This window comes from Lichenifustis flavocetrariae (assembly GCF_026130545.1).
Lineage (GTDB): Bacteria > Pseudomonadota > Alphaproteobacteria > Rhizobiales > Beijerinckiaceae > Lichenihabitans > Lichenihabitans flavocetrariae.
Window position 1 is genome coordinate 17,071 of the sequence record NZ_JAMOIM010000038.1, and the last position, 22,913, is coordinate 39,983.

Genomic DNA, 22,913 nt, shown 5'->3' on the forward strand with positions numbered 1-22,913 from the left:
CCTACGCGTTCGCAAGGTTTGCGGCCAAGGTCAACGTCGGATCGGCCAGCCATGCGTGTGTGGCATAGCTCAACGTCGCCATCCCGATCTGCGCAGCGAATGTTGCGGGCGGCGTCCTCTTTCCGGCCTTTGTAAAGGCCCGCTGCCTTTGCTCGTGCCGTCCCTTGCGCCTGACGGCGACGGCCATCATCGTAGTCCTTGCGCGCCACGGCAGCCAGTACGTCGAGCATCATGCCGTTGATGGCCCGGAACACGCGGCCGGTGAATTCGTCGCTCGGCGTGGCCAGCATCCAGGATGTCGGCAGGTCGAGCGCCACGACGCGCACCTGGGGCTGATCAATCATGGTACGCGGCTTCTGCCAGTCCTCGGCAGTCAAGCGGGACAGCCGGTCAACTTGCTCGATCAGCCGGAGATCGCCGGCATGGCTGTCAGAGAGGAGGCGGAACAGCTCGGGCTGGGCCAGCTTCGCGCCGCTCTCATTCTCAGCATAGAAGGCGGCGATCAACAGGCCCCGCTCTTTAGAGCCGTTTCCTGACACGTTGACTCGTGGTGCAACGAGGTAGCGGCTCGCGAATGTTTCTGATTCAAGCCGGTGGTGTTTGAAGAGGGAACGCCACTATGCCCGCAGCTTTGTCGCCTGATCTGCGCAAGCGCGTCATCGTCGCCATTGAGGCGGGCAGTTCGTGCCGTCAGGCGGCGCAGCGCTTCGGGGTCGGCGAGGCAACGGCGATCGGCTGGTATGCCCGCTTTCGGCAGCAGGGTGATGTGACGGCCAAGCCGATGGGAGGCGACCGGAATTCACATCATATCGAGGTGCACGCGGCCCTGATCATCGCGGCCTCCGAAGCGCGTCCGCAGGCCTACCTGCGTGAGTTGCGCGACAGCTTGCGGGAGCGTGGGGTGGTGATCAGCACGAGCGGGCTGCACCGTTTCTTCGCGCGCCATGGCATCACCCGGAAACGTATGGCCCGCCCCGTCGGCAAGTGGTTTCTCGGGTCCAGCTTGATCTGTCTGCACAAACGTATCCGGCCTTCCGGCGAGCCGTTGGCCAAGATGGAGAGCCGCGCGTCCTGGTCCCGATAAAAGGGACGGCATCGAGTGCCATTTTCCGCGGAGGTTTCCAGGACGCCGGTTGACAGTCAGGCCATCTCCTTGTCGCCACCCACAGACATCGAGGGCCGACGCTCGCCTCGCGTCAGCCGATCCGGTTCAGGCCGCCACGGGCGCAGCCTTGTAAACATCCCCGTGGCGCAGCACTGCCCACACGGTACGGGCCATCTTGGCGGCCAGGGCCACCACGGCCGTGTTGAGATGCGCCCGCGAGAGCAGCCCGCGTAGCCACGCCCCCACCGGCGTGTCCCCCGCCTTCAACGTCGGCAGCGCGGACCGCGCGCCCTGGATCAGCATCTTGCGGAGGTACTTGCTTCCGCGCTTGGTGATGCCGAGCAGCTTCGGCCGTCCTCCCGTCGTCACCTGTCGCGGCACGAGGCCGAGCCAGGCCGCGAGGTCCCGTCCTCGGGCGAAGGTGCTCGCGTCGCTAACGGCTGCCACCAGGGCTGTGGCGTTTAACGCGCCGATGCCGGGGATGGACAGGAGGCGCTTCGCCCCGTCCTGCGCCTTGGCGGCGTCGGCGAACTCCGCGTCGAAGGTCTTGATGCGCTCGTCGAGCGCGACCCATTGGCGGCGCATGTCGACGATCAGCTCGTGGATCCGAGTGGCCAGGATACGTTCCTTCCCGTCGAGCAGCCCGGCTAGGGCGACGGCCAGCCTGGCGCGCCCCTGCGCTACGATGTGGCCTCGCTCGAGCAGCAGGCTGCGTATTTGGTTCATCAGCGACGTCCGGTCGCCGACCAGCCTGTCACGCACGCGGTGCAGCGTCTGCATGTCGAGCTGCTCCTCCGATTTCACGGTGACAAAGCGCATGGTGGGCCGGCTCGCGGCTTCCGCGATGGCTTCGGCATCCCGGTCGTCGTTCTTCTGTGCCTTGACGTAGGGCCGCACGTATTCGGGCGACATGAGGCGGATCACGTGTCCCTTGGCGGCCAGAGCCCGGCCGATGTGGTGGGCGCCACAGCAGGCCTCCATGGCGACGATGCTGCCTGGATACTTGGAGCAGAAGGCGACGATGGTATCGCGGCGCATACGTCGGCGCACCAGGACCTTGCCGGCCGCGTCCACGCCGACGAGGCTGCACGACGTCTTGCCGAGATCGATGCCGATGATGGAAAGCTGCATGGTTCTGCTCCGTCCTCACCCAGGTTGCTTCAGCATGCTATCAGCTGCTGCAGCGGGAGGGGCGGGCCATCCATAAAAGGGGCTGTTCAAACAGCGAGCAGAGCCGTCCCGACGTAATGGAAGCGCGGGAGGCCTGGTTCGAGGACCAACTCGACTTCGATCCCGACCGGCTTGTCTTCATCGATGAGACGGCAGCCGCCACCAACATGGAACGGCGCTATGGAAGGGCGCCAAAGGGTAAGCGCTGCCACATTGCCGTGCCGCACGGCCATTACAAGACCACCACCGTCACGGCCGCGTTGCGCACGAGTGGCCCCTGTGCGGTCGATCTTGTGGACGGCGCTACCAACGGCCCACGCTTCCTGGCCTACGTCACCGGCACGCTCGTGCCGATCCTGAAGCACGGCGACACCGTGATCCTCGACAACCTCAGCGTCCACAAGGTCTCGGGCGTGCGGCAGGCCATCGAGGCGGCAGGTGCGCGCCTCCTCTACCTTCCCGTCTATAGTCCGGATTTCAATCCGATCGAGCAACTGTTCGCGAAGCTGAAAGCGCTGCTGCGCACGGCCGCCGCTCGTACCGTTCCCGACCTATGGGACGCCATCCGGCAGGCCTTCACCCGCTTCACGGCAACCGAATGCCGCAACTACCTCGCCGCAGCAGGCTATGATGCCTATGATCCAAACTGAGCGGAAATGGCTCTAGCGAAGGCGACCAGCTGCGCCCGGGCGCGTGAGGCGTCCTGGTCTTCGGTTGAGGCTCGGAGGTAGGCGCGAACGAACATGATCAAAATACAATTAGGGTACTTCACTATCAATGATCCATTTTAGATGGTCAAACGACGATAGTGGAGTGGCCTCTTTGCTACGCCAGTTAACGCATACCCCAGGAGAACTGGGCGCGCTGCCTTGCGACCCATTGCGGAACCGGATCACGTAAGGCACAAACTCGTTCGTCACCTGTGGACTGAGGATCTGATGCAGCGCCGCTACGCGACCGCGGACGTGTTCACAGCTGAACCGCTGGGCGGCAACCCCGTCGCTGTCGTGCTCGATGCCGAGGGGCTGACGACGGCGCAGATGCAGGCGATCGCTGCCGAGTTCAACTATGTCGAGAGCACTTTTGTTCTCCCTCCCGCCGACCCTAGGCACACCGCGCATGTGCGGATTTTCACCCCCGATCGCGAGGTGCCCTTCGCCGGACACCCCAATATCGGCACGGCATTCCTGCTCGCGCGGGAGCGGGTCATGACGGGCTGTGCGCCGCCGGAACGCTTCGCTTTCGAGGAAGGGGCGGGGCTCGTGACGGTCGATCTTATGTACGAGAACAGCAGTATAGCCGGCGCCGAGCTTCTTTCGCCGCAGCCCCTGGTGCGGCACGCGGAGGTCAGTTCGGAGCTGGCTGCCGCATGCCTGAGCCTGGCAGAGGCCGATGTGCGAACGGACGCGCACGTACCCCAGGTGGTCTCGGTTGGCCTCCCCTTTCTGGTTCTTGAGCTTGGCTCCCGCGAGGTGCTGCGGCGGGCGCGGCCCGACCGAGGCGCCTATGACGCCATGTTCCCGCTCGACGGCGCCCGCGCGGTCTACGCCTATGTGCGCGATGCCGTGGACGAAGGGGTGGAACACGGCTGCGATCTGCACTCGCGCATGTTCACCTGGCGCCTGGTGGAGGACCCCGCGACAGGCAGTGCGACCGCGGCAGTCACGGCGCTCCTCGCGGACCTACTTGGCGCGGAGGTGCGGCTCCACGTGCGCCAGGGAGAAGATATGGGACGACCGAGCACGCTGTTGACGCGCAGCGCCGCAGAGAACAATGCGATACGAGCGCATGTCGGCGGGCGATGCGCGGCCATGTTCAGCGGTGTATTCGACCTGGGCTAAGTCCGCTCACCACCCCGGCTCGGTCGGTTAAGTCCATCATGGCTATACATATGCTGTACCAGACAGCTTCAACTGTCTTTGTTACGTAGCCTTCGTTTGCCGCTATCGCTCGCGTGTGAGCAATCTGTCACCGCGCTTGCTTTTGGCTCGCCTTGACCGCCTAGTGCAATCGGACGAGCATTGCCCCGACCTGAATATGGCTGCCGCGAACAACAATCTTTGGAGTCTACCTAAACGAGTTTCACAGATCTAACAAAGTTTCGGCGTTGCCATGAGCGATTTTTTCCTTGTCCGTCTGGCTAATAGGCAATCGCTCCAGGAAGCCCCTTGCTCCGGTGTTGGTCAGGTAGGGGTAATCGACCGAATAAAGGATGCGGTCTGCACCCATCACTTTATGAATGAACTCGAACTGAGGCATATACAACATGCCGCTCGGTGTGACGTAAATCTGTGACGTGTAAGTGTCCGTGATGGTCCGGGAGAGGCCGGTAACGTTGCGCGACATGATGTCGTCCAAGCGCTGGAGATACAAGGGGACCATTTCCCCCCAGTGGCCGCTGATGACCCGCAAGTCGGGGAACCTGTCGAACGTCCCGGAAAGGATCAGGCGGATGACCTGGATTCCTGCCTCGGAATGCCAGCCCCAGCCGGCTCCGGACAGGCGCACCGTCACCTCGCCGCCGAATCCGCCATAATAGGGCTGTTGCACTTGCGGCAAGGGAACGCCTGGATGGACGTAGAGCGGCACCCGCAACTCGTTCAGCTTGGCCAGCACCGGCTCGTAGCGCGGATCATCCAGGAAGGTCTTGCCTGGCCGCCCGATGAGCAGCGTGCCCTTGAGGTACAGGTCCTTGACGGCCCGCTCCAACTCCTTGGCCGCTTCCTGCGGGTCCTGCCAGGGAAGCGCCGCGAAGCCGGCGAACCGGGTGGGATGGGCACGCGCCGCCTCTGCCAGCCTGTCGTTTGCGGCCCGCGCCAGGTCTACGGCTTGGTTGGCAGGAGCGAGCTGGAGTGGGTTACTGCACGACAGGACCTGCATGTCGATCCCGTGCTCGTCCATGTCGGCGATCCGCCCGGCGCCTACGTCAGTGGCCTTCGGCATGATTTCGCGAACGGGTATCACGTAGGGGCGGTCTGCCGAAGCCGGCGGCTTGTCATCGATGCTGGCGCCCAATTCGGCCAGGTATCAAGCTTCCGCCGCCAGAGCCGCGTGTGCCGCTCTCTCGATGACGGGATCGATAATATGTTCCTCGACAGTGATAATCTTCATCCGTCGGCTCCAGAAGGGGATGCTGTTGTTGCGCGCTGATGGTGAGCGGTCAGCCCTGTTGCAGCCATGCGCGCTCCCCGGCTCTCAACGCGGCGACTATTTCGGGCCGGTCCACGCCTGGAAGGTCGTTGTGAGCGGGGCTTCCTCCAGCTGTAAGGATGTAGCTGAGATATCGGTAGGAGGGGCGAAACCCCCGAAGCTTCTCTTCGTCCAATTTTGGGACCTTGTTCGGATCGCGCGGGATCAGCGTATCGCGAATGTAGATGCCGCGAAGGCCACGGATGAGCCACTGCCCCTGTGATCGCTGAACTCGCCACAACAGGCGCGTGTAGCTCGTCGTGCTGACTTCGATCCCTTCCAGTAGCGAGAAGGTGTGGACTGCACAGGCTGTGTCGGCGATTGCGCGGTCGTCCTTGAGCCAAACAACGGCGGGGCTCATCGAATCGAAGTGCACGGTTTCCGTATCAGGGTTGTTTTTCCCCGCTTCGACGAATTCAGCGCCACTTCCCTTGAACCAAGAGACTTCGACGACTGCATCCGGATGAAAGCAGGCTGCGTCGTCGGCCCAGTTGTGGGTCTCCCGGGCCAAGCGCTCGCGCATGATGACGTCGGTGACAGCGATTGAGTCGGTTGCGTCTTGCTGCTTTGTCCGGATGTCGTCACGGGCGCCGCCTGTTGGCTTGGTTCCGTCATCGCCGGTGCCGGGTGAGGTGTTGATCGGAGCCGCTAATGCCAAGTTGGACATCAGTCCCGAACCGAGCAGCGACACCCAAGTCAACAAGCGGCGACGGGACGAATCAAAATAGTCAAGGCCTAGGTTTGATGGTTTGACCTTAAGAAACACTAATACTCCTCGTATTTGAGTGGAACGCCGGTGCTACGGCAAAGGGCTTGGGCATCAGCTGACTATTGGGTACACCCTTCGAGGCCCACTCGTGAGCACTTGCACCCGTCATGTAGATCACGGGGAGCGTTTCACTGAGTTCGCGGGCGTGCTTGGCCACGTCCCACCCTGTCAACTGACCTGGTAGGTTGATGTCCGTGATCAACGCGCTAAAGCTCGCACCTTCTGCATCGAGCATGGCGATCGCCTCTTCACCGGTGCTGGCCATGCTGACGGAAAAGCCACCATCCGTGAGACCTTCTTGCAAGAGGTGCTGAATGTGTTCTTGGTCTTCGACGACGAAAACGAGGATGGATACGGTCAAAACGATCGCGGTAGGGACGCTCATTGCTGAGCGCCCACCGGGTCACCGGAGGCGGTCGCCCACCTCCGGTTCCCACAGAACGTGGCATGCGGATTTACCGCACCACGCTCTTCGGCAGTTGGTTCACAGCACCACGAGGCTCTGCAGCGCCCGATAGGGCAGGAGCAGTTTGGGTCGCAGTAACGGTGTTCGGGCCTTGATCTGATTGAAAGTCTCCCAGGTCAGATGAGATCCTGCCCAGCTACGGCTACATAACATCTTGCGCTGGGGTAGCAGCGGCGTGACGGAGACGGTGAAGGACAAACCACGCGCTCTTTTGCGTGATTTTAAGATCCTTGGCGAGCGTGGTGGAGGCGATGCCCTTCGGGTGATTGGTGATCAGCCAAATGGCCATGAACCACTTGCGGAGCGGAAGCTTTGTATCCTCGAAGATCGTTCCGACCTTGATCGAGAAGCGCTGGCGGCAGTCGCCGCATTTAAAGGTCTTCCGATCAGAGAAGGTGTAGATCTTGGAGCCGTTGCAGTAGGGGCAGAACTCGCCATCTTTCCAGCGGATCGCCCGGAGGTGATCGACACAGGCCTGATCGTCAGGGAAGGCGTTCATCAGGTCGAACAGGCTGTCGAAATTCTTGATCACGGCTGCTCTCCCCTGGTGGAGAAAACCTAGCCCATCGTCAGAGTTGGGTCAGCTCATATATAGGTTCCATGACAAAGGGCAGCATTGGTCCGAAGCCGAACACGACGCTGAGCCACGGAACGGTTCGGGGCTCGGTAATCAGCATCGAAACGCTGTCGGTTGGATCGTTCGCCATGCCCCGCAAATGCCCGGGTCGAGAGTAGGTTCCATGCCGTGCTAGTCTTAGAAACCCGTTCGCAGCTCCGAAAGATACTTGGGATGGGACCGCGTCGCCAATGCTATCCTGCGAGGCAATCCGGAGCGACCCCTATGCCGCTTATCCACATCGACGATCCCGGTGAGGTCGATGCCTTCGGCGTTCGTTTGACGATGGAGCAGCGCGGTGAGCGCGTTCGATGTCACGTGTTGCGGTCGGCGATCACTCCCTTGACGAGGACTCCTGCCCGAGTTGATTGGTGTGGATGGGCGCGGGGTCCACAATGCCATCGGTGATCGAAGTGGCTGATATTCCGGTTATACTCATGCCGCTTTTGACTTTGATCCGGTGGCCTCTGCGTCCTCATGGCAACCCTCACGCAGGTCTCAAGAGCTTCCCGGAGCCACGAAGGCTCTGGATTGGAGTCTCATTGCCACTGTTTCTCATGTTTGGAGGGACGCATGATCACAGGCGGAAAGCACTGAAATGGCATCTCTTTGGGCACGACGAAGATACCCGGCAGCTAAGGCCGCTGGATCAGAAGTGCATCTCTTCCCGAACCGCTACTGCCGCGTGCCGTCAGCCTGCGGAACGACGCCCGTCTTAGTTCGATGCGAAAAGCATCCCATTTTATAGCATCCGAACAGGGCGGCTGCCCCGACGCCGATGGCAATCTTGGTCCCCGTGGATAAGCCCTTGGACGCAGGCTCCTCTTGCTGCTGCTGCGGTGGCGTCGATGGGCGGACGCCGCCAAGGGTCACGTTCACACGCTGGGCCTCCTGAGGCCCGCCGTTCGACGGCATGTAATCGACGGAGATCTGTCGCTCCGGCTGCATCGACCCGATGTAGGCCGCAAAGGCCGCGACGCTCGGGAACACCCGCCCGTCGACAGCGATGATCTGATCGCCCACGTTGAAGCCTGCCTTGGCACCGGGCGAACTGGCGGTCACGCCCTTCACCCGGAGCAGATCGAAGGTCATACCACCGCTGGTGATCTGCTGGGCGCGGCCGACGTCCAAGCCGAGCTTGCCGCCGTTGCGCGGAAGGGCGTTGGCCTGATCGGCTGTCAACATCTGATAGCCCATCTGATTGTCGGCGAGTGCCGGACCAGGCAAGCACTGCAGACTGAGAAACGACAGCGCGACAAACGCCGCGATCGTGCGGTTGACCATGGTGTCACCTAAGGTTCGTGGGACGTGGGAGGAAGCCTCTCGCCTCGACTACTCTGGGCGTAGCGACGTCATACCGACATTGAGCCTTCGTCCGGCACTTGGCCGTTCGGCGTCATGCCATTCACGGCATTCGGCAGATGTTGGCTCAACTGAGACAGGAAGTCTCCCGGAGGCATTCCAGCTTGACCGGCCATGTCGTTCACACGATCCTGGCCGAAGACGTTCTGGAGCTGATCCGGGGTGACCGACTGGTTCGCACCATTCCCGACCCATGATTGGGCCACGTGGCCCAATCCGGCGCTCTGAAACTGTTGAAGCAGACCACCCAGCCCGCCGCCACCCATGCCGCCGGTGCCTGTGTTGCTCACGCTTCCCTGTTGGCTGCCGCCCAGGATGCTCGACAAGATGCTGCCCATTGGCGAGGAGGTGCTCCCCGCATTCCCGCCAAGAACGCTGCCGATGACGGATTCAAGAATACCCATGGTGTTCTCCTCTCGAAGTGCCTGACGTCAGGCTTTGCTAGCTTCTGGTTTGCGCGACAGATCGTCGATGATCGGGCGGCCCTCCGCGTCGACACGCTCCACGACAGCAGTCTGCCGTCTGAGCGAGACCGGCGTACGAGTAACCTCGGTCTCGACGCGCTGCCGAATGTGCAGCTCTTCCTTTAGGTAGAGCTGCTTCACGACGATGAAGCGCTCCTCGATCACGGGCACGATCGTCGTGTCGCCCTCGGTTCGGACCGTGGGTGCAACATCGACGATCTGTCCGACAGGTACTCGGCTCACGTCGATGACGTTGCGGTCGAGCGAGACCTCGGCCATGTCGTCGAAGGTCTCAGTCGTGGTCGACACCCTAACGGTGCCGACCACGGTGGCCTTCTTTGAGACCTCAAGCGTCTCTTCCAGAAGCTGCAAGGTCGCCGACGGCTCCGTCGTGACAGCAGCCTCGAACGATGAGGTGGCGAGACTCGTGTCGAGCTCCTCGTCAGGGGGCTGTTTGAGGGTCGACATGAGTTCGATGTCCTCTTGCAGGAGACCTATATGGTCAGGCGGCCGTCCAGCGGCTTTTGGCATCAGCCGCCGAGGTCTTCAGTGTCACCTTGCTGTCGATCGACGCGACCCAGCTGGACGGGATCAGGTGGTGGCTGCCGCCTGAGGCCGGATCCATCTTCTTCAGCTTGATGTTCGCACCATCGAGGTGGTCGACAACGCCGACGTGCTGACCATCGGAACCAACCACTTCCATGTCATCGACGATCTCGGTCGTGAAACCACTGATCAGGCCGGTCCGGGTGCCAACCTTGCGGCCATCCTCGATGTCGACCTTGGTGCTGCGGACGGTATCGGTGACGACCTGTGTCCGGTCCGAGGCGTCCTTACGGATGCCGATTTCCTCGACGACCCGGGTTGTCTTGGCCACGACGGCCTCCTCGTCGATCTCCTCCATTTCGATCGTGCGCTCCTTGAAGGCGTCGACACCGAGGTCGGCAACACCGACGGCACGGTCGACAGGGCGACGGTCGATGCTGACGGTTTCGTCACGCAAGCTGACGCTCTCGCTGACCGGCGTCTCGACAACGTAGCTGTGGACGCGGACCTTACCCCGGTTCACGGCGCGCTTGCCGACGTTCAGGGATTCCTCGACGACCTGCAGAACGTCGTCGGTCCCGGTACGCGCCGTAGAGCCGGGAGCCGCGGTTGATGCAAGAGTGGTCGCGCTCGACATGGCGGCGACGGGCACAGACTTAGTCTCCGTGGCGGTGGTCACAGATCTCAACGGTCCTGCGCCAGTATCGGCAACACCGCCCCCCGTAACCGTGGTTCCACCCGTCCAACCCTCGCTGCGCCACGTGGTCTCGCGCTCGCTCAGATCGACCGATCCGTGCTGTTCCAGGATTTGAATTGCCTCATCCACCTTGGTGTCATCGACGTGGGCGACAAGCATAATGCCGCCGCGGCGAAGGCCTTCCATATAGGTCGAGTGATCATCGGAACCGCCGAACATCTCTTCCACTGAGGCCCAAAAGCCCTTGCCTTCGGTTCCGGCCGGATCGACGTAATCGCCAGTCCCGGATGTTGCGGGTGAGATCTTCACATCAGTGTCCGAGACGCCCGCCTGTTTGAGCTGGAGGGCCGCGTTGTTGGCGTACTCGCGAGAGTCGTAGAAGGCCGTAAGTGTTTGCTTTGCCATGATCATGTCCGGGTTACTTGAAGATCTGGGAGAGGAATTTGATTGCGTAAATTGTGCGCTGACCACCAGCCGACGTTTGCAGTTCGGCTCTGCCGGGTTAATTCCTGAATGACGACAAAACTAGATATGTTCTTTCGATCGAACGGTGGACATATCGAGCAGCAGCTATAGGTTGCAGCTCCTCGTCGCTGGTAACCAGACGAGCGAGAAACCTTGCAACACCACGATCACTCCATGTCGGAGCCGGACTGCTTCCTGCTTGGGCGAGTAAACTCCAAGCAAGTCCTCCCAGGAGGTCTTTGCAGCTCTAAAACGAGATTGAGGCGTTTCGGTTCCCATGTTTTCGATCATCGATATATGAGCGCCGAGCTTTGGAAATGGAGCGTCGGAACCAGAACCGAAGCGTTCTCACATCTCGCCAGCAACGACCTCTATGAATTTGCTCTAGGAAGGTAAGGCATGGCACTGCGAGCGTGACGCTGCATTGGCCCGATTTTTCCACCCACGGGCTCGTCGGAGCTGAACTTCGCCGACGCTGACGTGTTGAACGCCGTATCACACAACACGAACCGTCTCCTGTCGATCAGATTGCGGATGCGCGCCGGCGCGAAATGGCAATCGAACATCTTCTGATTGGAACCCTGCGGTTCCTGGCACATCGGCACCCTGAATTGCTGGATGAGCTTGAAGCCAGTCTGGCCCATCTTTGGGACAAAGCCGACGATGTGCCGCGCGACGACGAGGCGGTGCGGGATGTCGCGCGGGTCTTCCTGAAAAGTCTACGCGCTGAAGCCTGATCGCTCGGCGCGTCTACACGCGTCGTGATCCTTTTCGCAATGGCGCAACCGTCAGCGCCAACAAGCCAAACAACCCTGCCGCCCCTGCGACAGCCGCATCCCGAGCCCGCGACGTGAAGAACTCCTTGCGGGCGCGTTGCCGCGTTTCAGGTTGGTCGCGTCTCGCTGGGGTAACGCCTCGTGCATGAGGCATTATGGTTCGGGACCAAGCCGATGGCCCGACCGCATGTAAGGTGACGCAGCCGTTGTTGCGATGCAGGACCGCCCCGGACCTAACTTGCCCAACAGCGTCGCCGATCCCATCACCGCCAACAGAGGTCCGCATGCAAAATCGTCGTTGACAACCCAAGCCTCATGTAAGGACGAGGCTCGCATCGGTCAGAAGAACGGAATCGTGCGACAGTGGGCGAAGACAGGGTCGCGACCGCGCCAGCCAGCCGATCAGCGCTACGAGAGCGCCTATCTGTTCGGAGCCATCTGCCCCGCGCGCGGCACCGGGGCGGCGCTCGCCATGCCGCACGCCAACACCGAAGCGATGCAACTCCACCTCGACGAGATTGCCCGCACCGTGGCCAGGGGCGCGCATGCGGTCCTGCTCCTCGACCGGGCCGGGTGGCACACGACAGACGACCTCGTCATGCCAAAGAACCTGACGCTCATCTTCCTGCCGTCACGCTCGCCCGAGCTCAACCCCGTCGAAAACATCTGGCAGTACCTGCGAGCCAACTGGCTCTCAAACCGTGTGTTCGAAACCTACGACGCCATTATCGACGCCGCCTGCGATGCCTGGAACAAGCTCATCGAGCAGCCAAACACAATCACCTCAATCGGCATGCGAGAATGGGCTCAGATCGGTCAAACGTGATGCCCGTTGGTATTACATCTGGTATTTTTGAGACCGCGGTCCTGTGATGAGGTTATTTGCGGAAAAATGGTGGCTTCCAGCGGAAAGTCTTTGGGTAGCTTCACAGTCAGAGGCCGTTTCAAAGGGTGGTGCCGGGCCAGCTTAGACATCACCGGCCATTTGACATTTTGGCCGGACAACCGTGCCGGTTCAAGCCAACCCCCTGCGGGCCGATGCCTATGGGGCTGTCCCCAAAAATTTCCGAAGCCGGAAACCCCGGGAGCTACCCCTCCCCCGCATTGAACTTGAACCCGTCCCGGCCGCCCGGTCCCGAGTCGATGTCATGGCAGGCGATCAAGCCGGCCCAACAACAAAAGGAAACGACCAACGACTGACACTGCATCGAAAAAGCGCCCCGACATGACCGTGTATTTCGTGCCGGACCGGGAAAACCCCTACTGGACCCCCATCGGGGCCGCAGGGGCACACAGCGACGGCGAAGGGTTCAGCCTCAGGCTCGATCTACTGCCGAACACCCCGGGCAACATCCAGCTCCGGAAGCGGAAGCCGAAGGAAGAGGCCGTACCGGCCGAGGAGGCGGGCGCGTAAGCGCCCCCCTCTTGCCGACCGGACGGCCGTCAGGAGGATCGGCCGTCCGAATCTTTCACAACCGTGAGCGTACCGGCTTTCGCCGGCACGCTTGCTGTCACCGTGCGTCCGCCCGGCGCCTCCAAGCCGCCCATAGCCGCTTCAGCCCCACTTCGATCACCCCGACCGTCAGCACGCACGAGACAACGACAATCATCTTCGTGTTTTTGTCCGAGATGTTGAGGGGCGGCGTCCACAACCACCCGGCCGTGATCCTCAGAACGCCATAGCCGGCCGCCAGAAAAATGACCGCGGCAAGGACGAACGCCAGATGGCCGGGGCGCGGCCGGTCAAGCCAGCGGCCGAACGACTCTGCCAGAGGGTTCGGTTCGGCGGCAATCCCTGCTGTCGACGAAACCGACGTCCTTCGGCGCTGCAGATCACGAGCAAGACGGCAAGCCCAGGCAGAAAGGGCGTATAGAATGGATCAACCGGCAGCCCTACGGCTTCCGACCAATCAGCCAGCTGGTCGCGGCCGAGATAGGCGACCCCGAAGCACGCCAGAACGTAGATGCAGAAGCGGATCGACGTTCACCCGCAACCAGCTGGTGCGGCTGATCGGGGCGCATACGAAGGATGACGCGACGTTCAGGGCCGTTCTGGAGAAGGCCGAACAGTCGCCCGACCTGGTGCGGCTCGGCAAGGACAAGAAGGGGCAGGAGCGGTTCACCAGCCGGCAGCACCAAACGCTCGAGCAGCGCATGGAACGCCATGCCCGCCTTCTGCACGGCCAGAAGGGCAAGCATCGCGATGTCGCCCCGCAATGGGCCGGTAAGAAGCTGTCGCTGGATCAGGATGAGGCCTCGCGGCACGTCCTGGCGGCACCGCGCTTGGCGGCCGTCATCGGTTATGCCGGCACCGACAAGAGCACCATGCTCGATGCCGCCCGCGAGTCTTGGGAAAAGGCCGGCTATACGATCAAAGGCGCGGCCCTGTCCGGCATCGCCGCCGACGGCCTGAAGGAAGGAGCCGGGATCGACAGCAAGACCATCCACAGCCGCCTGTTCCAATGGGACCAGGGCCAGAACCTGCTCACCAACAAGGGGTCAGGACACGAAAGTGCTCTGGGCGTCCGGTTCGTGCGAACGGATGTAGAACTCACGCCGCCAGCTGCGACGGCCGCTCGCGCAACGGGCTGAGCAGGCCGGGCCCGGGCTGGGCGTCAGCGGCCCAAACGTAGTCGCCGGTGAGACTGATGTGCTCCCATCCGAGCGGGGCAACGTGGCGCATCAAGTCGGGCGGGACCGCGACGCCCCGGCGGCGAGCGCATCGAAGGCGGCCTGCAGGTAGCGCGTGTTCCACAGGATGATAGCCGCGACCAGCAGGTTCAGCCCCGAGGCGCGGAAGGCTTGGTTCTCGAACGAGCGGTCGCGCAGCTCGCCCAGGCGGTGGAAGAACACCGCCCGCGCCAGCGCGTTGTGGGCCTCGCCCTTGTTCAGCCCGGCGTTGGCCCGCCGGCGCAGCTCGCCGCTGCGCAACCAGTCGAGCGTGAACAGGCTCCGTTCCACGCGGCCGATCTCCCGCAGGGCCACGGCCAGCCCATTCTGCCGCGGGTAGGCGGCCAGCCGGCGCAGCATGCCCGACGCGGACGCGTGGCCGGCGCCAACCGACACCGCCAGACGCAGTGCCTCGTCCCAGTGCGCCCGCACGTGGTCGGCATCGACGTTGCCGCCGACCATGCTGGCCAGCACGTCCGGCACGGCTTGGACGCGGAAGGTGTAGAGCCTGCGGTCCTTGAGGTCGCGCAGTCTGGGCGCAAAGCGGAAGCCGAGCAGGGCCAGCAGGCCGAACACCTGGTCGGTGGCACCCCCGGTGTCGGTGTAGTGCTCGATGATGCGCAGCCCGGTGCCGTGCTGGAGCAGCCCGTCCAGCACGTGCGGCGCCTCGGAGGCGGTCGCCGCGATGACCTTGGTGTGGAAGGGCCCGAACTGGTCGGAAACGTGGGTGTAGAACGCGACTCCGGGCTCGTTGCCGTGCCGGGCGTTGACGTCGCCCAGCGCCTCGCCGCGGCCGCCCGCGCGGAAGAACTGGCCGTCCGAGCTGGACGTGGTGCCATCACCCCAAACCCTGGCCAGCGGCAGCGCCCGGTGGGCCTCGATCAGCCGGAACAGCAAGCAAGGCGTCCAGTGCGGCCAGCTGTATCGGGTCGATGCCGTCGATCATGGCCCGGTGCAGGGCCCGCTCGACCCGGATGCGAGCGTGGTGGATCACCAGCTCCAGCACCCTGGGCGTGGGCAGCAGGATGCGCCGGCGGCGTAGTTCCTCGACCAGCCGAATGGCGAGCTGGCCTGGCTTTCGGTTGGCCTGCGTCACGGGCGTGAGCCAGGCAACGAGGTCGCGGGCCTCAGCGCGGCCGAAGCCCCGGAAGGCGCCGTGACGCATCAGCTCGGCCAGCTGCTCGCGCTGGGTCTGGGGACGGTCGGAGCCGGTGCCGAGCACGGCCGTGTCGATGCCGAGTTGGTGCGCGACGAAGGCGACCATGGGGCGAGCGGCCTCTCGCCGGGTTCTAGGGCGCGGCCCGGATGGCGCAGGGCGCAAAGGAGCAGGGTATAGCCGAGCGGTTGGACGCGCTGCGCTGGGCCGCGACCAGCGTCAGGTCGTCGGGAGTCAGCGTGCAGTGGCGCACCACGTCGCGCTCGCCCGCGGGCAGGGCGAACAGCGCCGTCCATTGCTCGTCGCCCAGCAGCCTGCGTCGCGCCATCCCAGCTCCCCTTCAACAAAGGGCGGGACGCTACGATGCCTGTCCGTCAGCCGAACAGAACCGTCAATGGAATGTCGGAGCCAGGCTGTTTATCAGGGTTTCCTGCAAACGATGGTGTTTCGGGAAACGCCGTGCGCAGCCCTGCAGCCCAGTCAGTAACTACCCTTCAGCGGCCAATGTCGTCAGCCGGTCACGCAGCCAGCGTTGTGCCGAATGGCTGGTGGTCCGGTCATGCCAGACACTCGCGATGGTAAAGCCAGGGATGGTGAGTGGCGGGTCCAGCACCTGCACCCGATCCGACCAACCATCGGCGATCCGCCGTGGAATCAGAGCAATCATGTCGGACCGCGATACGACCTCCGGCAGGATCAGGAAGCCCGACGTGGACAGGGCGACGGTGCGGCGGCGGCCGACGGCCTCCAGTGCCGCATCGGCAGGCCCTGAGAACCCGCCGCCCTGGGGAGACACGACAACGTGCTCCAAAGCGCAGAACACGTCTAGGCTGAGACGGCCCTGCACGGCCGGGTGTTCCTGCCGAGCGATCACTGCGTAACCCTCACGATAGAGCTGACGCTGGCGCATGGCCGCCGGTGCATGGTCCGGAGATGCCAAGGCCAGGTCAACCTCGCCGCGCTCCAACTGCGTGGCAAGCGCCAGCACGTCGAGGGCCCGCCAGGCGGTGCGGACCATGGGCGCCTCGGTCCTGAGTGCGACCGAGAAGCGGGTGAGCAGTGCATATTGCACGTAGTCGCTCGCGGCGATCACCAGGGTGGCCTGCATGGTTGCCGGGTCGAACGGCGTTCCATCTGCAACAACCCTGCGCACACCCTCCAGCGCCTCATGCAACGGCTGCTGAAGCTCGACTGCGCGCTGGGTTAGGACCATCCCGCGCTGTGCCGGAATGAGGAGGGGATCACCGAATGCGTCGCGAAGCCGCGCCAACCGGGCCGACAAGGCAGGCTGGCTCAGGTTCAGGCGCTGGGCGGCACGCGTGACGTTCCCTTCCGTCAGGAGGGCTTCGAGCGTAGCCAGCAGGCCCAAATCGAGGTTCTTGGTATCCATGACTTCGATAACAACAGGCAGAAGGTTCGATTTCAACCCCGCAACGTGCCAGGCAATATGCCGAACAGGCTCGAGTTCCCGGAGCCTCTATCAACAACGCGGATAGCAGAGTGCCAGAGGCCCTATCCCTCGAACCGCATCGCCCTTCGTCGATCCCCTTCCCGCTGCTCGCGGCCATCCTGTTCCTGTTCTTCGTGTCGGCCAGCGTGCCCTCGCCCTTGTTCGTGGTGTTCCAAGGGCGCTGGGGCTTCTCCCCGGGCATGCTGACGGTCGCGTTCAGCATCTACTCCCTGGTGCTTCTCGTGACGTTGCTCGTGGCCGGATCGTTGTCGGACCATCTGGGACGCAAGCCGGTGATCGTCGCGGCGCTGGCGATCCAGGTCGCGTCCATGGCGCTGTTCCTGACGGCGGACGGCATCGGCGGACTGCTCGCCGCCCGCATCGTTCAGGGCCTGTCCATGGGCATGGTCAACGGCGCGCTGTCGGCCGCGGTGATCGAGGCGGCACCGCCGTCACGCAAGGCGCTCGGCAGCTTGCTGACCAGCATCTCGCCGCTCGCGGGTTTGGCAACGGGCGCGTTCGTCACCGGAGCGCTGCTTGGGGTGACGAACAAGGCGGAGATCTGGGCGTTCGGCTTGCTCGGGGGGCTGTTCTGCCTGGGTGCGGCGACCGTGGTGCTCATCCCCGAGACGGCAGGCCCGGTGCCCGGCCTGATGCGGTCCATGGTGCCGAGCGTGCATGTCGCCCGTTCGGCGCGCGGCGCCTTCAGGCGTGGGCTGCCGTTGCTCCTGTCCATCTGGGCGCTGTGCGGCTTCGTCATCGCGCTCGGGCCGTTGCTGCTGCGCACCGTCTTCGGCGTCAGCAGCGGATTGCTGAACGGCGCCACCGTCGCCGTACTGTGCGGCGCCGGCGCCGTGTCCCCGCTGATGCTGCGCGGGCTGCCGCCCGGGCGCATGGCGGTCGTGGGCATGGCGGCGGTGACGGCCGGGGTCGGCCTCCTGCTCGCGTCAATCGGCACCGGGGCACTGGCGCTGTTCTTCGTCGGGGGCGCGGTCGCCGGCGCCGGGCTCGGCGCATCGTTCAGCGGCCTCGTCCAGTCGCTCGTGCCGCTCACCCCAGTGCACGAGCGTGCGGAACTCTTCGCGGCGATCTTCCTGGTCACCTACCTGTCCCTGAGCGTCCCGCCCATCGCCGCCGGCTTCGCCGTTCCGCTCACCGGCTTCCTGGGCACGACCCAGGCTTATCTCGGCGCCGTCCTGGTCGTCTCGGCGATCGCGACCGTCCTGCAATGGCTGCCCACGCGCAGCCGAGGAGCGCCCGCATGAAGGCTATCCAGGCTCATCCGCAGCAAGGGCTGAACGGCCTGACGTTGGTGGACCTTCCCGACCCCCGCCATCCCGGACCGAACGCGATCCGCGTGCGGGTGCATGCCACCTCCCTGAACTTCCACGACCTGGGCGTGGTGACGGGACGGCTGCCGGCCGCCGATGGCCGCATTCCCATGGCCGATGGCGCCGGGGTGGTCGAGGCGGTCGGCTCCGAGGTCGCGGCGTTCAAGCCCGGCGACCATGTCGTATCCACCTTCTTCCCGACTTGGCTGGACGGCGAGGCCACCCTCGCCGACTTCGCCACCACGCCGGGCGACGGGATCGACGGCTTTGCCCGGGAGGTGGTGGTGGCACCGGCCACGTCGTTCACGCACGCGCCCACCGGCTGGACCCACGCCGCGGCCGCGACCCTGACCACGGCCGGGGTGACCGCCTGGCGAGCCCTGGTGGTCAACGGCGGCCTCAAGGTCGGCGACAGCGTGCTGGTGCTCGGAACGGGTGGCGTGTCGATCATCGCGCTGCAGATCGCCCGGGCCATGGGAGCCACGGTGATCGCGACCTCCTCCTCCGACGAGAAGCTGGAGCGGCTTCGCGCGATGGGTGCTGCGCACGGCATCAACTACCGCCGGCACGAGGACTGGGGCGATCGAGTGCGGGAGCTCACGGATGGGACCGGCGTGGATCACGTCGTGGAGGTGGGCGGCCCGGGCACGCTGGCGCAGTCGATCAAGGCCGCGCGCGTAGGAGGCCACATCGCGCTGATCCGCGTCCTGACCGGGAGGGCAGGAGCCGTGCCGACGGCCATGCTCATGGCCCGGCAGCAGCGGCTCCAGGGGCTGATCGTCGGCAGCCGCCGTCATCAGATGGACCTGATCCGCGGCATCGACGCCGTCCACGGCCATCCGGTGATCGACCACTCCTTCCCGCTCGCCGAACTCGCCGGTGCCTTTCGGCTCCAGGAGGCCGGCGGCCACTTCGGCGAGATCGTCGTCGAGTTCTGACCAACGTATCCAGCAGGAGCATCGGACCATGAAGGTTCTTCTCGTCTTCGCTCACCCGGAACGCCACTCCCTGAACGGCGCGCTGCGCGACGTCGCCGTGGCCGAGTTGGAAGCGCGGGGGCATGAGGTCCGCGTCAGCGACCTCTATGCCGAGGGATGGAAGGCGAGCGTTGACCGCGCGGACTTCCCCGAGATGGCGGAAGACGAGCGGCTACGGGTGGCCGGAGCGTCAGGTCGGGCGTTCACCGCCGGGGCGCTGACGGAGGACGTAAAGGCCGAGCAGGAGAAGCTGCTCTGGGCCGACACGCTGATCCTCCAGTTTCCGCTGTGGTGGTACTCGATGCCGGCCATCCTCAAGGGCTGGGTGGATCGCGTTTACGCCTTCGGCTTCGCCTACGGGGTCGGCGAGCGGAGCGACACGCATTGGGGCGACCGCTTCGGCGAAGGTACGCTGGCCGGCAAGCGCGCCATGCTGATCGTCACGGTCGGCGGGTGGGCGACGCACTACGCCCCGCGCGGCGTGAACGGCCCGATCGAGGACATCCTGTTCCCGATCAACCACGGCGTCCTCTACTATCCCGGCTACACCGTCCTGCCGCCCTTCGTGGCCTACCGCGTGGACCGGATGGACGAAGGCGGGTTCCGGCAGGTGGCGGACCAACTCAGGGAGCGGATGCGCAGCATCGAGACCACCGAGCCCATTCCATACAGGATGCAGAACGGCGGCGACTACCAGGTTCCCAGCCTGGAGTTGCGCCCCGAGCTGGGCGATCCCGGTGCATCCGGCTTCGCCTTGCACGTGGATCGGATGCGGGTGGGTTTGATACAGCTATAGCTTGTCAATCTGACTGCATGGTCGATCGACGAAGCATCAACGATGCTTCTTCATCTTCCCGCAAAAGAACGTGGAGCGGGAAAGGCGGCGCCTCCCGGCCTTACGGTCCTCTCGTTTATGTTTCTCGCCTCGTCCGCGGCGGGCGCCTTGGCCGACGACGCCATGCCGCCGCCTCTGCAAGTGCCTGCAAAGAGCCTGACGGCGCCGACAGCCGATCTCAGCCCAGGCATGCAGGCCTTCATTGCCGCGCCCCTCAATCCTGATTGGGACAAGCTCTGGAAGACCGGCGAGGAAGCACGGGCCTTCGCGGACAAACAGGCGGCCGGCGTGCTCAAAGGTGCTGATTCCGAGGGATGCCGCCCCCTCATTCCGATTTGATGTCGCCCCCCTGTTCCGAGATTAATCCGCCCCCTCGTTCCGAGATGATGTCGCCCCCTATCGGGTGATGTCCGGGTGGGGTCTTCGCTGGCTTAGCTTGCTCTCTTTGGCGTGTCCGAAGGAGCGATGGATGCCAGCGGAGAGGGTGACGATGCGGCGTGTGCGCGAGATCTTGCGCTAACACCACGAGCATGGGCTCGGTCATAAGGCGATTGCGGTGCGGGTGGGCGCCGCGCCCTCGACGGTGCGCGAGACGTTGCGCCGGGCGACGGCAGCCGGATTGACGTGGCCACTCGACGAGACGGCCGGCGATGCGGTCCTGGAAGCCGCGCTGTACCACCCGGCCGGCACGAAGACGGGACATCGCCGGTCCCCGGAACCCGATTGGCCGGCGCTCCATCGCGAGCTGAAGCGCAAGCACGTCACGCTGCAGATCCTGTGGGACGAGTACATCACTCGCCATCCAGACGGGTACCGCTACAGTCGGTTCTGCGACCTCTACCGTGGCTGGGCCGCGAAGCTGCCGGTGACCATGCGCCAGAGCCACGCGGCCGGCGACAAGCTGTTCGTCGACTATGCCGGGGACACGGTGGCGGTGGTGGTCGACCGGCTGACAGGCGAGATCCGACAGGCTCACCTGTTTGCGGCCGTGCTCGGCGCTTCGAGCCTGACCTATGCCGAGGCGAGCTGGAGCGAGACGCTGCCCGACTGGATTGCCGCGCATGTCCGTGCGGTCGAGACGTTCGGCGGGGCGCCGGCGTTGTTCGTGCCGGACAATGCCAAGGTCGCGGTGATCCGATCGTGCCTGTACGACCCCCAGGTCAACCACAGCTACGCCGCCATGGCGGCGCATTACGACAGCGCCGTCCTGCCGACCCGACCGCGCCGGCCCCGCGACAAGGCCAAGGTCGAGGTCTGCGTGCTGATCGTCGAGCGCTGGCTGCTCGGCCGGTTGCGGCATCGGACCTTCCACAGCTTGGCCGAGCTGAATGCCGCCATCGGCGACATGCTTGCCGATCTGAACGACCGGCGCGTTCTTCGTCATGTCGGGCAGACCCGGCGGCAGCTTTTCGAGGCGATCGAGCGAGCCGCCCTGCGACCTCTGCCGGCCGAGCCCTACGTCTTTGCCGAGTGGCGGGTCCGGCGGGCCGGCCTCGATTATCATGTCGAGATCGAGCGGCATTACTACTCGGTGCCGTATCGCTTCGCCCGGGACGAGGTCGAGGCGCGGATCACGGCGCGCACGGTCGAACTCTTCCACAAGGGCGAGCGGATCGCGGCGCACATGCGCGGCAGCGGCAACGGTCGCCACACGACGATCGCCGACCACATGCCCTCGGCGCACCGCCGTTTCGCCGACTGGACCATCGAGCGGATCCGGCGCGAGGCAACCGCGGTCGGGAACTGCACAGCCGTGTTCTGCGACACGGTGCTGGCCGAGCGGCCCCATCCTGAACAGGGCTTCCGCGCCTGTCTCGGCATTCTCCGCCTCGTCAAAGGCTTCGGCCGCGACCGCGTCGAGGCGGCCTGCAGCCGTGCCCTCGATATCGGGGCCCGAACCTATGGCTCCGTCCGCTCCATCCTCGACACCGGGCTCGACCAGACGCCCGTGTCCGCCGCCGCGCCGGATCAGCCGATCCACCACACCAACATCCGTGGCGCCCGCTACTACCACTGAAGGAGATCACGATGCTTTCTCATCCGACCCTCGACCGTCTCGACAGCCTCGGGCTGGCCGGCATGGCCAAGGCCTTTGGCGAACTCGCCGCCAATGCCGAGGCCGAGCGCTTGAGCCACGCGGAATGGCTCGCTTTGCTGCTCGACCGCGAATGGAGCCTGCGGCACGCCCGCAAGCTCGGGGCCCGGCTCCGCTTTGCCAAGCTGCGCCATCAGGCAACCCCGGAAGACGTCGACTACCGCAGCGACCGCAAGCTCGACCGCGCGCTGTTCCTCAAGCTTCTCGCCGGCCAATGGATCGCGGACCACGACAACCTGGTGATCTGCGGCCCAACCGGGGTGGGCAAGAGCTGGCTCGCCTGCGCGCTCGGCCACAAAGCCTGTCGGGACGACCGGTCGGTCCTCTACCAGCGCCTGCCCAAGCTGTTCTCGAGCCTGGCGCTGGCGCGCGGCGATGGACGCCATGCACGGGTCCTGGCTAAGCTCGGCAGTGTTCAGTTGCTGATCCTCGACGACTGGGGGCTCGAACCGCTCGATGCAAAGGCCCGGCACGATCTGCTGGAGATCCTCGAAGAGCGATACGGACGACGATCCACCATCGTCACCAGCCAACTCCCCGTAACCGCCTGGCACGACGTCATTGCGGATCCGACATACGCCGACGCGATCTTGGACCGTTTGCTTCACAACGCCCACCGGCTCGATCTCGAAGGGCACAGCCTACGGCGCGGAAAATCCCAACCTCAGGCTTGACGCTCAACCCCAAACGACCTCACACCAGAAAGGCCAGCAGGACCCTGCCGACAGGGGGCGCCATCATCTCGGAAACAAGGGGCGACTTCGTCGGAATCGG

At 64.3% G+C, this 22,913-nt stretch carries 20 protein-coding genes and 8 pseudogenes; 13 read left to right on the top strand and 15 right to left on the bottom strand.

Features of this window, described 5'->3' with window-relative positions:
- Positions 1 to 101 precede the first annotated feature (101 nt).
- Positions 102 to 518: pseudogene (locus M8523_RS29230) on the bottom strand (recombinase family protein); the annotation flags it as partial.
- A 101-nt stretch (positions 519 to 619) separates the two neighbouring features.
- On the opposite strand from M8523_RS29230, the pseudogene M8523_RS29235 reads away from it, so the two are divergent.
- Positions 620 to 970 (top strand): annotated as a pseudogene (locus M8523_RS29235) (helix-turn-helix domain-containing protein); the annotation flags it as partial.
- Positions 971 to 1,210: 240 nt separating this feature from the next.
- On the opposite strand, the gene M8523_RS29240 reads toward M8523_RS29235, so the two are convergent.
- On the bottom strand, positions 1,211 to 2,236 hold the full coding sequence (locus M8523_RS29240) for an IS110 family RNA-guided transposase (RefSeq protein ID WP_282588396.1): 1,026 nt from the start codon (positions 2,234 to 2,236) through the stop codon (positions 1,211 to 1,213).
- Between the two features lie 41 nt (positions 2,237 to 2,277).
- Here M8523_RS29240 and M8523_RS29245 point away from each other — a divergent pair.
- A pseudogene (locus M8523_RS29245) lies at positions 2,278 to 2,925 on the top strand (IS630 family transposase); the annotation flags it as partial.
- Between the two features lie 14 nt (positions 2,926 to 2,939).
- On the opposite strand, the pseudogene M8523_RS29250 reads toward M8523_RS29245, so the two are convergent.
- Positions 2,940 to 3,020, bottom strand: a pseudogene (locus M8523_RS29250) (recombinase family protein); the annotation flags it as partial.
- Positions 3,021 to 3,213: 193 nt separating this feature from the next.
- Here M8523_RS29250 and M8523_RS29255 point away from each other — a divergent pair.
- Positions 3,214 to 4,116, top strand: coding sequence for a PhzF family protein (locus M8523_RS29255; RefSeq protein WP_282588397.1), 903 nt, complete (start codon positions 3,214 to 3,216; stop codon positions 4,114 to 4,116).
- A gap of 241 nt (positions 4,117 to 4,357) precedes the next feature.
- Here M8523_RS29255 and M8523_RS29260 read toward each other — a convergent pair whose 3' ends face one another.
- The 8 genes and pseudogenes from M8523_RS29260 to M8523_RS29295 all read right to left on the bottom strand — a co-directional run bounded on the left by M8523_RS29260 (position 4,358) and on the right by M8523_RS29295 (position 10,789).
- The gene (locus tag M8523_RS29260) at positions 4,358 to 5,290 is read right to left on the bottom strand and encodes an amidohydrolase family protein (RefSeq protein ID WP_282588398.1); all 933 of its coding nucleotides are present in this window, start codon (positions 5,288 to 5,290) and stop codon (positions 4,358 to 4,360) included.
- A gap of 145 nt (positions 5,291 to 5,435) precedes the next feature.
- Positions 5,436 to 6,230: a nuclear transport factor 2 family protein gene (locus tag M8523_RS29265; RefSeq protein WP_282588399.1), complete on the bottom strand. Its 795-nt coding sequence runs from the start codon at positions 6,228 to 6,230 to the stop codon at positions 5,436 to 5,438.
- A complete protein-coding gene (locus M8523_RS29270) occupies positions 6,220 to 6,618 on the bottom strand; it encodes a response regulator transcription factor (RefSeq protein ID WP_282588400.1) in 399 nt (132 codons plus the stop codon). The genes M8523_RS29265 and M8523_RS29270 overlap by 11 nt, the downstream gene beginning before the upstream one ends.
- 244 nt (positions 6,619 to 6,862) lie before the next feature.
- A pseudogene (locus tag M8523_RS29275) lies at positions 6,863 to 7,198 on the bottom strand (transposase); the annotation flags it as partial.
- Between the two features lie 792 nt (positions 7,199 to 7,990).
- Positions 7,991 to 8,599: a PDZ domain-containing protein gene (locus tag M8523_RS29280; RefSeq protein ID WP_282588402.1), complete on the bottom strand. Its 609-nt coding sequence runs from the start codon at positions 8,597 to 8,599 to the stop codon at positions 7,991 to 7,993.
- A 68-nt stretch (positions 8,600 to 8,667) separates the two neighbouring features.
- Entirely contained in the window at positions 8,668 to 9,081 is a 414-nt protein-coding gene (locus tag M8523_RS29285) for a YidB family protein (RefSeq protein WP_282588403.1), read from the bottom strand.
- 27 nt (positions 9,082 to 9,108) lie between these two features.
- A complete protein-coding gene (locus M8523_RS29290; RefSeq protein WP_282588404.1) occupies positions 9,109 to 9,609 on the bottom strand; it encodes a YsnF/AvaK domain-containing protein in 501 nt (166 codons plus the stop codon).
- Positions 9,610 to 9,643: 34 nt separating this feature from the next.
- Positions 9,644 to 10,789: a DUF2171 domain-containing protein gene (locus M8523_RS29295; RefSeq protein WP_282588405.1), complete on the bottom strand. Its 1,146-nt coding sequence runs from the start codon at positions 10,787 to 10,789 to the stop codon at positions 9,644 to 9,646.
- A gap of 611 nt (positions 10,790 to 11,400) precedes the next feature.
- Between M8523_RS29295 and M8523_RS29300 the strand changes: the two genes are divergently transcribed.
- The 4 genes and pseudogenes from M8523_RS29300 (at position 11,401) to M8523_RS29315 (ending at position 14,217) form a co-directional block, all read left to right on the top strand.
- Positions 11,401 to 11,586 (top strand): hypothetical protein, encoded by a 186-nt coding sequence (locus M8523_RS29300; protein ID WP_282588406.1) that lies wholly within the window; start codon positions 11,401 to 11,403, stop codon positions 11,584 to 11,586.
- Positions 11,587 to 11,944: 358 nt separating this feature from the next.
- Positions 11,945 to 12,451, top strand: a pseudogene (locus tag M8523_RS29305) (IS630 family transposase); the annotation flags it as partial.
- Between the two features lie 399 nt (positions 12,452 to 12,850).
- A complete protein-coding gene (locus M8523_RS29310) occupies positions 12,851 to 13,039 on the top strand; it encodes a hypothetical protein (protein WP_282588407.1) in 189 nt (62 codons plus the stop codon).
- Between the two features lie 587 nt (positions 13,040 to 13,626).
- Entirely contained in the window at positions 13,627 to 14,217 is a 591-nt protein-coding gene (locus M8523_RS29315) for an AAA family ATPase (RefSeq protein ID WP_282588408.1), read from the top strand.
- Here the strand turns inward: M8523_RS29315 and M8523_RS29320 are convergent.
- The 4 genes and pseudogenes from M8523_RS29320 to M8523_RS29335 all read right to left on the bottom strand — a co-directional run.
- Positions 14,177 to 15,189 (bottom strand): annotated as a pseudogene (locus tag M8523_RS29320) (Tn3 family transposase); the annotation flags it as partial. The gene M8523_RS29315 and the pseudogene M8523_RS29320 overlap by 41 nt on opposite strands.
- Positions 15,134 to 15,616, bottom strand: a complete 483-nt coding sequence (locus M8523_RS29325; protein ID WP_282588409.1) for a DUF4158 domain-containing protein — start codon at positions 15,614 to 15,616, stop codon at positions 15,134 to 15,136. The gene M8523_RS29325 and the pseudogene M8523_RS29320, both read right to left, overlap by 56 nt.
- A complete protein-coding gene (locus M8523_RS29330; RefSeq protein ID WP_282588410.1) occupies positions 15,585 to 15,779 on the bottom strand; it encodes a DUF4158 domain-containing protein in 195 nt (64 codons plus the stop codon). The genes M8523_RS29325 and M8523_RS29330 overlap by 32 nt, the downstream gene beginning before the upstream one ends.
- 159 nt (positions 15,780 to 15,938) lie before the next feature.
- Entirely contained in the window at positions 15,939 to 16,841 is a 903-nt protein-coding gene (locus M8523_RS29335) for a LysR family transcriptional regulator (RefSeq protein WP_282588411.1), read from the bottom strand.
- A gap of 110 nt (positions 16,842 to 16,951) precedes the next feature.
- Between M8523_RS29335 and M8523_RS29340 the strand changes: the two genes are divergently transcribed.
- The 6 genes and pseudogenes from M8523_RS29340 (at position 16,952) to istB (ending at position 22,813) form a co-directional block, all read left to right on the top strand.
- Positions 16,952 to 18,166 (top strand): MFS transporter, encoded by a 1,215-nt coding sequence (locus M8523_RS29340; protein WP_282588412.1) that lies wholly within the window; start codon positions 16,952 to 16,954, stop codon positions 18,164 to 18,166.
- Positions 18,163 to 19,170 (top strand): zinc-dependent alcohol dehydrogenase family protein, encoded by a 1,008-nt coding sequence (locus M8523_RS29345; protein ID WP_282588413.1) that lies wholly within the window; start codon positions 18,163 to 18,165, stop codon positions 19,168 to 19,170. Before M8523_RS29340 ends, M8523_RS29345 begins: the two co-directional genes overlap by 4 nt.
- Positions 19,171 to 19,198: 28 nt before the next feature.
- Positions 19,199 to 20,005 (top strand): NAD(P)H-dependent oxidoreductase, encoded by an 807-nt coding sequence (locus M8523_RS29350; protein WP_282588414.1) that lies wholly within the window; start codon positions 19,199 to 19,201, stop codon positions 20,003 to 20,005.
- Between the two features lie 42 nt (positions 20,006 to 20,047).
- On the top strand, positions 20,048 to 20,383 hold the full coding sequence (locus M8523_RS29355) for a hypothetical protein (RefSeq protein WP_282588415.1): 336 nt from the start codon (positions 20,048 to 20,050) through the stop codon (positions 20,381 to 20,383).
- A gap of 151 nt (positions 20,384 to 20,534) precedes the next feature.
- A pseudogene (gene istA / locus M8523_RS29360) lies at positions 20,535 to 22,061 on the top strand (IS21 family transposase).
- Positions 22,062 to 22,072: 11 nt separating this feature from the next.
- The gene (istB, locus tag M8523_RS29365) at positions 22,073 to 22,813 is read left to right on the top strand and encodes an IS21-like element helper ATPase IstB (protein WP_282588416.1); all 741 of its coding nucleotides are present in this window, start codon (positions 22,073 to 22,075) and stop codon (positions 22,811 to 22,813) included.
- Positions 22,814 to 22,913: the final 100 nt, after the last annotated feature.